The sequence below is a fragment of the Acidovorax sp. ST3 genome (genome assembly GCF_003231145.1).
Classification (GTDB): Bacteria; Pseudomonadota; Gammaproteobacteria; order Burkholderiales; family Burkholderiaceae_C; genus Acidovorax.
Genome location: NZ_QKVP01000001.1, coordinates 957,081 through 970,548 on the forward strand (window position 1 = coordinate 957,081; position 13,468 = coordinate 970,548).

The following is a 13,468-nucleotide window of genomic DNA, read 5'->3' on the forward strand; positions in this document are numbered from 1 at the left end:
CCCATTGCAGCAGTTTCCGGTCCTCCGTCCTACTGAAGATGGCCTTGACACACAACACCCCGTCCGCCACGGCCCCGACCGGCAGCATCGTTGCCCCCCAGCAGCGCATCGTCCAGATCGCGTTGACCCAGGCCCGGCCTGTGGTGGAACGCGTGATAGAGACCACACGCATGTCCCTGCAAGCGCGCCTAGACAGTGCACGCACCCCCGGCGAGCACAACGCCATGCAGGAGGCCCGCCAGCAACTGGTGCGACTGGCCTCGGTGATGGCCGAGCGTTACCCCGATGCACTGCGCAAGGCCTTGGACGAGGACACCGCGCAAGGCGACGACAAGCCCACGCGCTCCCTGTTCACCGTGAACTTTGACGACCTCGAACTGATGGACGAGGCGCAGATCAACGACAGCGTGGAGCGAGCCCGCGCACGGCAGGTGCTCGTCACGGCCGTGGAAGGTCCCCTGGCTGACCTGGACGCACTGGTCTGCGCCGCACAAGGCCTGCCCCGGGTGCAGCCAGAACACAACCCGCTGCGCCCCGACGTCTTCTTGCAGGCCCTGCAGTCCGTGGTGTCTCAGATGCAGGTCACGCCCCAGGTGCGCCACGACTGGATGGGGCTGATGGCCCAGGCACTGGGTACCGAGCTGCGCAGCCTGTACCTGGCGCAGATCGACCAGCTCAAGCAAAGCGGCGTGAAGCCGGTGGGCTATGCCATGCGGCAGGCCACAGGCGAGGTGGTCTATGTGGCGCCTGCCGAGGCCGGGGTGTCCCCCGGCTTCGCCGCCGATAACGATTTGTATGTGGCGTCATCCACCAGCGCAGGCGACCCGCTGCTGACGCTGGACCGCCTGCGCCGCCTGCTGCTGGGCGAGTTCAATGACGCAGCCGCCCCTGCAGAAACACATGCCCCGGCCAACGACAGCCAGGAATCGTTTGCAGACCGGTTTGCGCGGGAATTTGAAGACCCGGCACAAGGCTTGCCGCACATCAACCCGCCCGCCACTGACTTTGCGATGACGGTACCTGCTGCGTTTGAGGCGCTGCAAGAGATGAACCAGGTGGGCCAGATGATGGAGCGCCTGGGCACGCCACGCACGCTAGCAGCCCCTGGCGCAGACGGCCACTCCGCCGCCGCGCAGCGGGCGCAGGTGCAGGGCCTGGGCCAGGCCTTGAGCATGGAGGTGGTGGCGCTGATGGTGGACAACATTGCGCGCGACACGCGGCTGCTGTGGCCGGTGCAACAGTTCATCCGCGCGCTGGAGCCGGCGCTGATGCAGCTGGCACTGTCCGACCCGCGCTTCTTCAGCCACAAGGAGCACGCCGCACGCCGTCTGTTGCAAGACATCACCGACCGCAGCCAGGCCTTCAACAGCCCCGAAGCCCCGGGTTTCCAGAGCTTCATGCGGTCGCTCATGCACATTGCGGGGCCGCTGGCCACCGCCACCATTGAAAGCGCTGATGACTTTGAGCAGGTGCTGCAGCAGCTGCACGCCAAATGGGCAGAGAAAGACCAGGCGCTCAGGCAGGAGCGCCAGCGCGCGATCGAGGCCCTGCAGCATGCCGAGCAGCGCCACCTGCTGGCCGCACAGATATCCCGCGAGCTGTGGTTGTTGCCCAGCATGGGCAAAGTGCCCGATGCGATCTCCCGCTTTCTGCTGGGCCCCTGGGCCCAAGTCATGGCCGAGGCCCGCCTCTCAGCCAAACCCGGCACCACAGACCCGGGCCGCTATCAGGAGCTGGTAGATGCGCTGATCTGGAGCGTGCAACCCGAGCTGACGCGCGCCAACACCGGCCAGCTCGCCCGCCTGCTGCCCAAGCTGCTGCCCAAATTGCGCGAGGGCCTGGCATCCATCGACTACCCTGCCGACCGCACAGAGGCTGTCTTCGAGTTGCTGATGCAGCTGCACCAGCAGGCCTTCACCCCCGGGCCCAGGGTCGCGGCGCCAGCCCCTGCTGCACCGGTCACTGCAGCACCGATGGCAACGCCCGCTGCAGAGCCAGCACAACCAGCCCCTCTCGACGACGACGATCCCTGGGTGGCGCCCTCCGAAGCGCGGGAGTCCGGCTACATCGACATCTCGCAGTCCCCCGAGAGCGAAGGCGCAGACTCTGCACCCGAGGCTGCACCCAGCAACGCTGCGCCCCTGCAGCTGCCCGCGTCCACCATCACCGTGGGCACATGGGTCAACCTGCAGGTGGCGGGCCAGTGGGAGCGCACGCAGCTCTCCTGGATCGGCTCGCACGGCAACCTGTTCCTGTTCACCAGCGCCTCGGGCCGCACCCAGTCGATGACCCTGCGGTTGCTGGACCGGTTGCTGCAACAAGGCGCCCTGCAAGTTCTGGCCGAGCAGACCGTGGTGGACAACGCCCTGAACGCCGTGGCCCAGACCGCCATGCAAAACAGCGTGGAAAGCCGGCACTGAACGCCGCTTGCACAACAGGAGTGGTCAAACACCGCAGACGGTGATAACCTGTTTTCATTACTCCAAGGCTTTGCAGAATTCAGGGGGAATTTGTCAGGGCCTTAGCCCGCTTTGGCGGGCTTTTTTCATGGATTTCCGCTTTGGCGGGCTTTTTCTGTGCATCCCGCTGTGACAGTTTTTGGGGGCACTTCGCAGCGAGGGTCGCTGCGGCTCAATGAGCGTTTGCAGCCGGCAGGGTGAGCGTCGCCCGCAAACCGCCAAGGCCTGCAGGCTCCAGATCCAGCCGCCCGCCGTACAACGCCGCCAGGTCCTGCACGATGGCCAGACCCAGCCCCGTTCCGGGCACGGTTTCGTCCAGGCGCACGCCGCGCTCCAGTGCTTGTGCACGCTGCGCGGCATCAATGCCGGGGCCGTCGTCCTCCACCGCAACCACCAGTTGGGGCTGCGCAGGTTCAGATCCTGCGGGCAGCAGCTGCGCCTGCAAGCGCACTGCGGACCGAGCCCACTTGCAAGCGTTGTCCAGCAGGTTGCCCAGCATTTCCTGCAGGTCCTGCGCCTCGCCCGCGAAGAACAACGGCACCGGAGGCGGCGCAACGGTAATGTCCAGCGCCCGGTCCGCATGCACCTTGTTCATCACGCGCACCAGGCCCTCCACCACCGGCTGCAGCGCGGTGCGCTGCCCGGGCAAGTGCGCAGACGCCGCCACCCGCGACCGCGCCAGGTGCCAGTCGATGTGCCTGCGTGCCACCACCACCTGCTCGCGCACCAGCGCCGCCAGTTCCGGCCCATCCGCGGGCGGTTGCACACAGGCCGCGTTGTCCAGCACCGTGAGGGGCGTCTTAAGCGCATGGGCCAGGTTGCCCGCCTGGGTGCGTGCGCGCTCCACCACCTCGCCATGGCGGCGCAGCACGGCATTGAAGTCGTCGACCAGTGGCTGCACTTCGGCAGGGAAGCTGCCCTGCAATTGCGAAGCCCGAGCCTCTTGCACGTCTTGCACCGCACGCTGCAGGGCCTGCAGGGGCTTGAGCCCTAAGGAGACCTGCGCCCAGGCGGCGGCGGCCAGCAGCACCAGCAGCACCGCCAGCGACAGCGCCAGCACGCCCGTAAACCGGGCGGTGGCCGCCTGCGTGGCATGCAGGTCGGCGGCCACCATCAAGCGCCAGCGCGCTGCATGCGCGCCCTCTGCGCGCACCGTGCGCTCCAGCACCAGCAAAGGCGCGCCCTGCGGTCCGGGCATCTCGTGCACATGCACGGCGCCATCGGCCAACGCATCCACCTGCAGCGCCAGGCTGGTGTCCCACAACGAGCGCGAGCGCAACACACCTGCCCGCTCCCGCCCGTCGGGCGCCATCGCATCCACCTGCCAATACAAGCCAGAGTAAGGCTTGAGCCAGCGCGGGTCCGAGAGCGCCTCGGCCGCAATCACCGGCTGCCCCTGGGCATCAAACTCCAACCGCGCCGTGATCTGGTCCAGCTGCAGCTGCAGCGCGGCTTGAAACTGCTGCTGCACATGCTCGCGGAACAACCCGCTCAGTACCAGCCCGGCCAGCACCATGGCCACGGCCACCCCCGCCAGCGTGACGGCCAGCAGCCGCACCCGCAACGACCGGGACCAGTGCACAGGCGGCGCAGGTGACGTACCACGCACGCTCATGGCGGCACCAAGCGGTAGCCCATGCCACGCACGGTCTCGATGCGGGCCGAAGCCGCCGGGTCCGCCGACGAACCGGCAGAGGGCGACATCTTTTTGCGCAGGCGCCCCACAAACACCTCGATGGTGTTCGAGTCCCGGTCAAAGTCCTGCGCGTAGATGTGTTCGGTCAGCTCGGCGCGCGAGACCAGCACGCCGGGACGGTGCATGAGGTAGTCGAGCACCTTGTATTCATGGGCTGTCAGCGTCACCGGCTGGCCCGCGCAAGTCACGCGGCCACTGCGGGTGTCCAGCGACCAGTCTCCGCACTGCAGCACGGCCGACGCCTGCCCGCTGGCGCGGCGGATGAGTGCGCGCAGGCGCGCCAGCAATTCTTCGAGGTGAAAGGGCTTGGTCAGGTAATCATCGGCACCGGCGTCGATGCCTGCGACTTTTTCGTGCCAGTTGTCGCGCGCGGTGAGGATCAGCACCGGCATGTTGCGCCCCGCAGCCCGCCAGCGCTTGAGCACCGTGAGCCCGTCCACCACTGGCAGGCCCAGGTCTAGCACCACGGCATCCACCGCCTCGGTCTCACCCAGAAATTGCGCGTCGCGGCCGTTGTCGGCCTCGTCCACGGTGTAGCCCGCGCCTTGCAGTGTCGTGCGCAACTGGGCGCGCAGCAGGGTGTCGTCTTCTACCAGCAGGATGCGCATGGAGGTGTTGGGGTCGGAAGGGTGTCAGCGAGTGTCCCGGCTTCTCGACTGATCTTCGCGCGATTCTCGGGATCGCACACGCAGCACCTCGGCCGTGCGCGCATCGAGCTTGACCTTGGTCAACTGCCCGGCGGGCGTCAGCAGCTTGATCTCGTAAATCCAGCGCTCGCGCTCCTGCTCCAGCTCCACTTCCAGCACCTGGCCGGGCACCTCGCGCTGCAGGCGCTCCAGCACCGCGGGCAGCGGCAGTACCTGGCCCGCCTGCACAGCCTGCCGCGCCCGGTCATGGTCGTCCTTGCCGCTGGCCCAGGCAGGGGGCACGGCCAGCGCAGCAGCGCATAGCACACAGGCCGCCAGACGCGAGCGCCGGTCAGGGCAGCCCGCTGTAACAGGAAGGAAGGGGAAAAACATGGCCGCATTGTCCCGCGCGAAATCTGAACGGCCGATGAACGGGCCTTTCACACGCCGTTCAGGCAAGGATTTCAACAATGGCCGCACAAGACAAAACCCACGAGGACCCTGGCATGACTTCCCTTCGCACCCTGACCTTGGCCGCGCTCTGCGCACTGGCAGCCGCTGGCACGAGCCAAGCCGCCGACACCACAGCCGCCCAACAGCTTGCCCACTGGAGCGCGCAGGCCGGCAGCCCGGGCAACGCCGACAAGGGCAAAGTGTTCTTCACCACGCGCCATGGCGGCGAGTGGTCTTGCGCATCCTGCCACGGCACACCGCCCACCGCGCAAGGCAAACATGCCAGCACCGGCAAGCCGATCGCGCCCCTGGCCCCAGCCTTCAACCCCAAGGCCTTTACCGATACCGCCAAGGTGGACAAGTGGTTCCGGCGCAACTGCAACGACGTGCTGAGCCGTGAATGCACCGCGGTGGAAAAGGCCGACGTGCTGGCCTACCTCAACGCCCTCAAGCCCTGAGACCGACACCATGAAAAAACCTGTCCCCCTGCGACTTGCAGCCCTGGTCGCCGCTGCGTGCGCGCTGACCCTGCTGTCCCTCTCTAGCGCCAACGCGGACAGCGGGCGTGCTATGCCCCGCAATGTGCCCAACGCCTACACGCAGGAATGCGCCGCCTGCCACACCGCCTACCCGCCCGGCCTGCTGCCCGCAGCGTCGTGGAACCGCGTGATGACGGGCCTCGACAAGCACTACGGCACCGACGCATCGCTGGACGCTGCCACCGTGCGCCAACTCAACCAGTGGTTGCAGGCCCACGCCGGCACCTACAAGCGCGTGAACGAAGAGCCGCCCGAGGACCGCATCACCCGCTCGGCCTGGTTTGAACGCAAGCACCGAAAGATCGAACCCGCCACCTGGAAGCTCGCCAGCGTGAAAAGCGCCGCCAACTGCGCGGCCTGCCACACCGGGGCAGACCAGGGGCAGTTTGACGAACACAACCTGCGCATGCCAGCGGGGCTGGATGCCCGCTCCCGCCGCGCCTGGAACGACTGATCGCCACGCACAGCCAACCTCTGGAGCCGACACAAGGAAAACACGATGACCAACACACCCACCCTCCATCCCGCCAACGCCTCATCGCAACCCGCGCCCGCGAAGGCCCCCAGCCGCCGGGTGACCGATGCGCCCACCCGCATGTTCCACTGGCTGTTTGCACTGTGCTTTGCCGGGGCCTACGCCACGGCCGATGGCGAGCACTGGCGGCTGCTGCACGTCACGCTGGGCTACACCATGGCGGGGCTGCTGGGCTTTCGGCTGCTGTACGGCATCTTCGGGCCGCGCACCTCGGGCCTGGGCCTGCTGGGGCGCAAGCTGGCAGGGGCGCCCGCATGGCTGCGCTCCCTGCCCCAGGCCACATCGGTCACGCAAATCAACTGGCGCCAGGGCCAGAACCTGCTGATGGCGCTGGCCATCATGCTGCTGCTGGCGCTGGTGGTGCCCCTCACCCTCAGTGGCTACGCCACGTACAACGACTGGGGTGCTGCGCTGGGTGGCAACTGGATGGGCGAGGCGATGGAAGAAGTGCACGAGTTCTTCGGCAACGCTTTTCTGTTTGTGGTGTTGGTCCACATCGCGCTGATTGCTGGCTTGAGCGTGCTGCGCCGCAAGAACCAGGCCCTGCCCATGCTCACCGGCCGGGTGGAGGGCAAGGGACCCGACCTGGTCCGCAAGAACCGCACATGGCTCGCCGCCCTGCTGCTGATCGCAACCCTGGCCTTTGGTGCCTGGCAGTGGCAGCAGTCGCCCGGCGGCTGGGTGGCCAGCAGCACATCGACCGAACGCCAGCGGCACCACGATGACGATTGAGTCATAGCCACCGAAAACGAAGGAACCACCACATGAAAATCTATATGTGTGCCGTTTGCGGCTGGATCTACGACGAGGCTGCGGGCCTGCCCGACCATGGGATCGCACCCGGCACCCGCTGGGCCGACGTGCCCGACGACTGGCGCTGCCCCGAATGCAATGTTGGCAAGGCTGACTTTGTGATGTGCGAGGTGTGAAGGAGAGGTATCGGGTGCGGCCTACTGCGCTGCGTCAGGGCTGCAGACATCGGTGCGCGGTATAACCGTTACACCATTGCGCCCTCTGTGCAACTCAGCCTCACACACCCCATGCCACCGACCGACTCCCCCACCGGGCTCGACCCGGCCCTGGCCGCCCAGCGCCTGCGCGACGAGGGACCCAACGAACTGGGCATCGGCCAGCGCCGCACCCTGCGCGACATGGCCTGGGATGTGGTCACCGAGCCCATGTTCCTGCTGTTGCTGGGCGCAGGCGCCATCTACCTCGCCATGGGCGACGCGCACGAGGCGCTGATCCTGCTGGGCTTTGTGGTCATCATCATGGCGATCACGGTGCTGCAGGAGCGCCGCACCGACAACGCGCTGAACGCCCTGCGCGACCTCTCCAGCCCCCGCGCGCTGGCGTTGCGCGGCGGCAGCCTCGTGCGCATTGCAGGCCGCGACGTGGTGCGCGAAGACCTGCTGATGATTGCCGAGGGCGACCGCATCCCCGCCGACGGCACGCTGCTGCAGGCCCACGAGCTGGCCGCCAACGAGTCGATGCTGACCGGCGAATCCGAGCCCGTGGCCAAACAACCGGCCGACAAGGTGTTTGCAGGCACGCTGGTGGTCAGCGGCCAGGGCCTGCTGCAGGTGACCGCCGTGGGCCGCCACACGGAGCTGGGCCGCATTGGCCAATCGCTCGACACCATTGCCCTGCAGGCTTCGCCGCTGCGCGAAGAAATGGCGCGGCTCACACGCAAGCTGGTGGTCATCGGCCTCTCACTGTGCGCGCTGCTGGTTGCCTTATTCTGGGCGCTACGCGGTGACTGGCTGCAGGCCGTGCTGGCGGGCATCACGCTGGCCATGGGGGTGCTGCCGCAAGAGCTGCCAGTGATCATGATCATCTTCCTGGCCCTGGCCGCGCGGCGGCTGGCGGCGCAGCAGGTGCTCACGCGGCGGCTCAATGCCATTGAGACGCTGGGCCAGACCACCGTGCTGTGCGTGGACAAGACCGGCACCCTGACGCAAAACCGCATGGCCGTGGCAGCGCTCTGCATCTCAGGCCAGGAGCTGGATGTGCAGAACCTGCCCGCCGCAGCGGACGGCAGCGCGCTGCCCGATGCCTTCCACGAGCTGCTCGAATACGCCGTGCTGGCCAGCGAGATCGAGCCGCACGACCCCATGGAGCAGGCCTTTCACCGCCTGGCGGCCGACCACCTGGTGGACACCGAGCACCTGCATCCCGCATGGTCGCTGGCGCGCGAGTACGAGCTGTCGCCCCAGCTGCTGGCCATGAGCCACCTGTGGCGCGACGGCACCTCGGCGCACGACACGGTGGCCACCAAGGGCGCGCCCGAAGCCGTGGCCGACCTTTGCCACCTGCCCGACGCCGAGCGCGCCGCCGTCAGCGCCCAGGCCGCACGCCTGGCCGACCGGGGCCTGCGGGTGCTGGGCGTGGCCAAGGCCCAGCACCGCACGCAAGACACCTGGCCCGACGCCCAGCACGACTTTGACTTTGAATGGCTGGGCCTGGTGGCCCTGGCAGACCCGCTGCGCCCCGAGGTGCCCCAGGCCGTTGCGCAGTGCCGCCAGGCGGGCATTCGCGTGGTGATGATCACCGGCGACCACCCCCGCACCGCGCGCGCCATTGCCGCCCAGGCGGGCATCGCCAACGACCGCGTGATCACCGGCGACGAGCTGGCACAGATGCCACCACAGGAGCTGGCCGACCAGGTGCAGCAGGTCAGCGTGTTTGCACGCATCAAGCCGCACCAGAAGCTCGCGCTGGTCGAAGCCCTCAAGGCCCAGGGCGAGGTGGTGGCCATGACCGGTGACGGCGTGAACGATGCCCCCGCCCTCAAGGCCGCCCACATCGGCATCGCCATGGGCCAGCGCGGCACCGATGTCGCGCGCGAGGCCGCCGCACTGGTGCTGCTGCACGATGACTTCGCCGCCATCGTGCTGGCGATTCACCGGGGGCGGCAGACCTTTGCCAACCTGCGCCAGGCCATGGTCTACACGCTGGCGGTGCACGTGCCCATCATTGGGCTGGCGCTGCTGCCGGTGCTGTTCGGGCTGCCGCTGGTGCTGGCGCCGCTGCACATCGCGTTTCTGGAGCTGGTCATCGACCCGGCCTGCTCCATCGTGTTCGAGGCCGAAGAAGGCGCTGCCGACCTCATGCAGCAGCCGCCCCGCGCGGCCAACGAGCCACTGCTGTCCGCCCGCCACATCCTGCTGAGCGTGCTGCAGGGCAGCGTGGTGACGGCCGCCGTGGTGGGCCTGTATGCCTGGCTGTTGAGCCAGCCCGCACATGCCGCCACCGCTAGCACGGCCGCGTTTGTGGTGCTGGTGGCCGCCAACGCCGCACTCATCCTGCCCAGCCGCAGCAGCAAGACGGGCTGGCGCAGCCTGTGGGCAGGCCTCACCCCGGTCAGCCTGTGGGTGGCGGGAGGCACGCTGGCCGCGCTGGCGGCCATCACCACCGTGCCGTGGCTGGCCAATGCTTTCCGGTTTGTGCCGCTGTCGCCCCTGCACTGGTTCATGGCCTTGCTGGCCGGGCTGCTGCTCACGGTGGTGTTTGCTGCCAACAAGCGGTGGCTGCAGCCCACGCCACCGGCCCTCCATCCTTCACCCGCCTGACGCTCTGCCCCACACCATGCCCATCGTCCTGGATTCACTCGACCACGTCGTGCTCACCGTCGCCAGCATCTCCAAAACCATTGCGTTTTATGAGCGTGTGCTGGGCATGACCGCGCGGGAGTTCAAGCCCCAGCGGTACGCGCTGCACTTCGGCACGCAAAAGATCAACCTGCACGAAGTGGGCACGGTGGTGGATCCCAATGTGCGCCATGCGACGGCGGGCTCGGGCGACCTGTGCTTTCTCACCCGGATGCCGCTCGAAGACGTCATCGCCCACCTGCAGGCCGAAGGCGTCGCCATCGTGCAAGGCCCGGTGGGAGCAACGGGCGCCCGCCACCGGCTGCGCTCGGTCTATATCTACGACCCGGACGACAACCTGATCGAGATTGCCAACGAGGTGTGAGGCGCTCGCTGCGCGGGCAGCGGTAAGCATTACCCCAACAGATTCAAAACTCTGCAGAGATTGCCGCCCGCAACAACGTGGAAGCGGGCTCCACCAGCTCTTGCAGCTGCCCGGCCCGGTCCTGCTCGATGGAGTGCAGCACCATTTCATTGATGCCCCCCACCACGGCCATGGCCATCATGGGTTGCAGCGGGGCCTTGCGTTTGCGCTCGCCCGGGCGGTTGTTCACCACGTCCAGCATCAGGTCGGCCAGTTGCTGGTTGGCGCGGCGGCGCGCGGCCAGGCCCGTGGGGCCCAGGCCCAAGATGTCGATGAACAAGGTGCGCAGCAGCACGGGGTTGCGGGCCAGCACGCCAAAGTAGGCCGCCATGGCCTGCTCCACCTGGGCCTCCCAGTCGCTGAGCGGGTCAATGGCTGCGCGCAGCACGGCTATCGCGTTGCCACTGGCCGCTTCGTACAGTGCGGTCAGGCATTCGGCCTTGTCGACAAAGTTTTCATAAAAGGTGCGGCGCGACACGCTGGCTTCGCGCACGATGTCGGCAATGGTGGTGTCGGCATAGCCCTTGGCGGCCACGGCGCGCGCCATGCCTTCCAGCAGGCGGGCGCGGTGTTCGGTGCCTGCAACGGGCGCAGCGGGCGCAGCAGTTGGGGCGGTGACTTCACTCATGGAGGCAGATCGCAAGGCAGAAAATTTGACGAGGTACTTGACAGTACCATAGTTGATCTGCATCATACAAACCCAATCGGTACTACAAAGTACCAAACCTGTGCACCACCGTGCGGCACCCCTTTGCGCCAGGAGCCTTCTTCATGACCGAACTCGTTGTCCGCCGCCTGCTGATCGACCTGGAGACGCCGTTTGCGCGCCACTGGTGTGGTGGCGACGCGTTTCGCTCGGCGCTGTTCAATGCGCTGTCGATGAGCTTTCCGGTGGGCGAGCAGTTCTTCATCGACGCCGTGCGTGACGGCCACAAGGCCCTGCCCCCCGACAAACAGGCGCAGTTTGCCGACGAGGTGCGCGGTTTCATCGGGCAAGAGGCCACGCACCGCCGCATCCACGCGCTGTTCAACGGCCACCTCGACCAGCAGGGCCTCGCCAATGAATGGGCCCCGCGTGCGCAAGAGCGCATGAAGCTGTTTGCAGACGCCGACCCACGCCATCCACTGGCCGTGACCGCAGCCAACGAGCACTTCACCGCGCTGCTGGCCGAATGGCTGCTGGCCCACCCCGAGGTGCTGCAGGGCGCCGAGCCACGCCTGGCCACGATGTGGCAGTGGCACTGCGCCGAAGAGTCCGAGCACAAGAACACCGCCTTCGACCTCTACCAGGCGCTGGGCGGCAACCATGAGTGGCGCATCACCTGGTTCCGCCGCATCACGGTGGTCTTCCTCGGCGATGTGCTGCGCCAGACGGTGCTGAACCTGCGCCGCGATGGCTCGCTGTGGAAATGGAGCACCTGGACTAGCGCCGCACGCACGCTGTTCGGCAAGGGCGGCCTGGTGCGTGAGACCTGGCGCCCCTGGCGCGAATACCTGCGCCCCGACTTTCACCCCAGCCAGCACGGCACCGACCTGTCGGCACGCTGGCTGGCAGAGCACAGCAACGCCTACACCCCCGTGGGTGCGCGCTGACAACCACGACCTGACACCATGACCCATCCCACCACGCCCCGGCACACAGGCCGGGCAGGCGCGGCTTTGCTCTGCCTGCTTGCATCGACCGCCTTGGCCCCCTTGACCCTGCTGCCCCTGCAGGCCCACGCTGGTCCCCTGGCATTTGATGCCGCTCTGCAGCAGCTGCAGCAGCGCTCCGACCAGCTGGCCGCATCGCGCAACGCCGTCGAAAGCGCCCAGCTGCGCCGCGACGCCATGCAGCGCCTGGGCGGCCCGGTGGTCAACCTGAGCGGCGCCGCTTACACCTACAACGCCAACCTGGACGTGGACCTGAACCCGCTGAACCGCGCCCTGCCCGGCGTGCTGTCGCAGCTGCCACCCCCGCTGGCGGGCTCGCTGGCCCAGTTGCCCCACCTGCCGTCCAGCTACACGCTCAACCGCAGCAAGAGCGACACCACGGCCTCGGTCTCCGCCATCTGGCCCCTCTACATGGGCGGGGCCAGCAATGCCGCCCGGGGCCTGCTGGATGCCCAGGCGCAAGAGGCCCAGGCCGACGCCGCCAAAACCAGCCACGAGGCCACCACCTTGCTGGTGCAGCGCTACTTTGGCGCCCAGCTCGCGCAGCGCGCTGCCGTGCTGCGTGAATCGGCCCTGGCGACCATCGAACAGCACGACGCTGCCGCGCAGAAGATGCTGGACGCCGGTGTGATCGCGCGCGTCGAACGCCTGCAGGCCCGCTCCGCCCTGGAAGAGGCCCGCCGCAATGCCCGCAAGGCCCGCGACGATGCCGAGCTGGCCGCCACGGCGCTGACCCGCACCCTGAAGGCGTCCGACCCTGTCACGCCCACCAGCCCCCTGTTTGTGCTGAGCCAGCCGGTCGAGCCCCTGCCCCACTTCATCGACACCGCTTTGGCCCATCACCCCGGCTTGGACAAGGTGGCCGCCAAGAAAGAACAAGCCACGCAACTGCACGCCGCCCAGGAGGCACTGCGCAAGCCCCAGGTGTTCGCGTTTGGCCAGCGCCAGCTCAAGACCGGCCGCGATGCCGACTGGGTGGCCGGCGTGGGCGTGCGCTGGACGCTGTGGGACTCCATCGACCGCAACGCGCTGGCCGAGTCGTCCAACCGCCAGATCGAGCAGGCCGAGCGCACCGGTGCGCAGGCGCAGAACGACATTGCCCTGCTGGTGGAAAAGCGCTGGCTGGCCCTGGAGCAGGCGCGCCGCGCCTACTTTGCGCTGCAGCCAGGGCTGGAGCTGGCCGACGAAGTGCTGCGCCTGCGCATCTCGGGCCTGAAGGCGGGCACCAGCACCACGCTGGACCTGATCGACGCCCAGGTCAACCAGGCCAAGGCCCAGACCGAACGCGCCCAGGCCGCCCACGACTACGTGAAGGCGCTGGCCGACCTGCTGGAGGCCTGCGGCCTGTCGGAAGACTTTGGCAAATACATGGCGCGCGCTGATGTGCTGAAAGTGGAGTGAAATCACTTGGAACACCCCCCTGAGCCGCCTCGCGGCTTCCCCCCGCTCTCGAACTGCTGCGCAGTTCGGGCAGGGGAACGCAGCCAGCGCGG

General features: G+C 67.7%; 13 protein-coding genes. 9 read left to right on the top strand and 4 right to left on the bottom strand.

Annotated elements, in window-relative coordinates; translation table 11 throughout:
* The first annotated feature begins 38 nt into the window (after positions 1-38).
* Positions 39-2,420: a DUF1631 family protein gene (locus DNK89_RS04240; RefSeq protein WP_110959012.1), complete on the top strand. Its 2,382-nt coding sequence runs from the start codon at positions 39-41 to the stop codon at positions 2,418-2,420.
* A gap of 211 nt (positions 2,421-2,631) precedes the next feature.
* Here the strand turns inward: DNK89_RS04240 and DNK89_RS04245 are convergent, their stop codons facing one another.
* From DNK89_RS04245 to DNK89_RS04255, 3 genes are read right to left on the bottom strand one after another with little or no spacing between them, the layout of a single operon-like run.
* Positions 2,632-4,074 (bottom strand): sensor histidine kinase, encoded by a 1,443-nt coding sequence (locus tag DNK89_RS04245; protein ID WP_110959013.1) that lies wholly within the window; start codon positions 4,072-4,074, stop codon positions 2,632-2,634.
* Positions 4,071-4,763 (bottom strand): response regulator transcription factor, encoded by a 693-nt coding sequence (locus DNK89_RS04250; RefSeq protein WP_110959014.1) that lies wholly within the window; start codon positions 4,761-4,763, stop codon positions 4,071-4,073. The genes DNK89_RS04245 and DNK89_RS04250 overlap by 4 nt, the downstream gene beginning before the upstream one ends.
* Positions 4,764-4,787: 24 nt before the next feature.
* A complete protein-coding gene (locus DNK89_RS04255; RefSeq protein WP_110959196.1) occupies positions 4,788-5,174 on the bottom strand; it encodes a PepSY domain-containing protein in 387 nt (128 codons plus the stop codon).
* Between the two features lie 113 nt (positions 5,175-5,287).
* Here DNK89_RS04255 and DNK89_RS04260 point away from each other — a divergent pair, with 113 nt between their 5' ends.
* The 6 genes from DNK89_RS04260 to DNK89_RS04285 all read left to right on the top strand — a co-directional run bounded on the left by DNK89_RS04260 (position 5,288) and on the right by DNK89_RS04285 (position 10,283).
* A complete protein-coding gene (locus tag DNK89_RS04260) occupies positions 5,288-5,692 on the top strand; it encodes a DUF1924 domain-containing protein (RefSeq protein WP_110959197.1) in 405 nt (134 codons plus the stop codon).
* A gap of 10 nt (positions 5,693-5,702) precedes the next feature.
* Positions 5,703-6,227 (top strand): diheme cytochrome c, encoded by a 525-nt coding sequence (locus DNK89_RS04265; protein ID WP_110959015.1) that lies wholly within the window; start codon positions 5,703-5,705, stop codon positions 6,225-6,227.
* A gap of 45 nt (positions 6,228-6,272) precedes the next feature.
* Positions 6,273-7,040: a cytochrome b/b6 domain-containing protein gene (locus tag DNK89_RS04270; RefSeq protein WP_110959016.1), complete on the top strand. Its 768-nt coding sequence runs from the start codon at positions 6,273-6,275 to the stop codon at positions 7,038-7,040.
* A 32-nt stretch (positions 7,041-7,072) separates the two neighbouring features.
* Positions 7,073-7,237, top strand: a complete 165-nt coding sequence (locus DNK89_RS04275) for a rubredoxin (RefSeq protein WP_015013633.1) — start codon at positions 7,073-7,075, stop codon at positions 7,235-7,237.
* A gap of 111 nt (positions 7,238-7,348) precedes the next feature.
* Positions 7,349-9,880 carry a cation-translocating P-type ATPase gene (locus DNK89_RS04280; RefSeq protein ID WP_110959017.1) on the top strand — a complete coding sequence of 844 codons (2,532 nt, stop codon included), beginning with the start codon at positions 7,349-7,351 and terminating at the stop codon, positions 9,878-9,880.
* Positions 9,881-9,896: 16 nt separating this feature from the next.
* Positions 9,897-10,283 (top strand): VOC family protein, encoded by a 387-nt coding sequence (locus DNK89_RS04285; RefSeq protein ID WP_110959018.1) that lies wholly within the window; start codon positions 9,897-9,899, stop codon positions 10,281-10,283.
* Positions 10,284-10,326: 43 nt separating this feature from the next.
* Here the strand turns inward: DNK89_RS04285 and DNK89_RS04290 are convergent, their stop codons facing one another.
* Positions 10,327-10,950, bottom strand: a complete 624-nt coding sequence (locus DNK89_RS04290) for a TetR/AcrR family transcriptional regulator (protein WP_110959198.1) — start codon at positions 10,948-10,950, stop codon at positions 10,327-10,329.
* A gap of 143 nt (positions 10,951-11,093) precedes the next feature.
* Here DNK89_RS04290 and DNK89_RS04295 point away from each other — a divergent pair, with 143 nt between their 5' ends.
* Positions 11,094-11,915: a metal-dependent hydrolase gene (locus tag DNK89_RS04295; protein WP_110959019.1), complete on the top strand. Its 822-nt coding sequence runs from the start codon at positions 11,094-11,096 to the stop codon at positions 11,913-11,915.
* Positions 11,916-11,933: 18 nt separating this feature from the next.
* Entirely contained in the window at positions 11,934-13,376 is a 1,443-nt protein-coding gene (locus tag DNK89_RS04300; RefSeq protein WP_238990683.1) for a TolC family protein, read from the top strand.
* Positions 13,377-13,468 lie beyond the last annotated feature (92 nt).

Bases quoted from the DNA above. Each gene is read 5' to 3' on its own strand.
- DNK89_RS04240 (WP_110959012.1), top strand. From the start codon at position 39: ATGGCCTTGACACACAACACCCCGTCCGCCACGGCCCCGACCGGCAGC.
- DNK89_RS04245 (WP_110959013.1), bottom strand. From the start codon at position 4,074: ATGAGCGTGCGTGGTACGTCACCTGCGCCGCCTGTGCACTGGTCCCGG.
- DNK89_RS04250 (WP_110959014.1), bottom strand. From the start codon at position 4,763: ATGCGCATCCTGCTGGTAGAAGACGACACCCTGCTGCGCGCCCAGTTG.
- DNK89_RS04255 (WP_110959196.1), bottom strand. From the start codon at position 5,174: ATGTTTTTCCCCTTCCTTCCTGTTACAGCGGGCTGCCCTGACCGGCGC.
- DNK89_RS04260 (WP_110959197.1), top strand. From the start codon at position 5,288: ATGACTTCCCTTCGCACCCTGACCTTGGCCGCGCTCTGCGCACTGGCA.
- DNK89_RS04265 (WP_110959015.1), top strand. From the start codon at position 5,703: ATGAAAAAACCTGTCCCCCTGCGACTTGCAGCCCTGGTCGCCGCTGCG.
- DNK89_RS04270 (WP_110959016.1), top strand. From the start codon at position 6,273: ATGACCAACACACCCACCCTCCATCCCGCCAACGCCTCATCGCAACCC.
- DNK89_RS04275 (WP_015013633.1), top strand. From the start codon at position 7,073: ATGAAAATCTATATGTGTGCCGTTTGCGGCTGGATCTACGACGAGGCT.
- DNK89_RS04280 (WP_110959017.1), top strand. From the start codon at position 7,349: ATGCCACCGACCGACTCCCCCACCGGGCTCGACCCGGCCCTGGCCGCC.
- DNK89_RS04285 (WP_110959018.1), top strand. From the start codon at position 9,897: ATGCCCATCGTCCTGGATTCACTCGACCACGTCGTGCTCACCGTCGCC.
- DNK89_RS04290 (WP_110959198.1), bottom strand. From the start codon at position 10,950: ATGAGTGAAGTCACCGCCCCAACTGCTGCGCCCGCTGCGCCCGTTGCA.
- DNK89_RS04295 (WP_110959019.1), top strand. From the start codon at position 11,094: ATGACCGAACTCGTTGTCCGCCGCCTGCTGATCGACCTGGAGACGCCG.
- DNK89_RS04300 (WP_238990683.1), top strand. From the start codon at position 11,934: ATGACCCATCCCACCACGCCCCGGCACACAGGCCGGGCAGGCGCGGCT.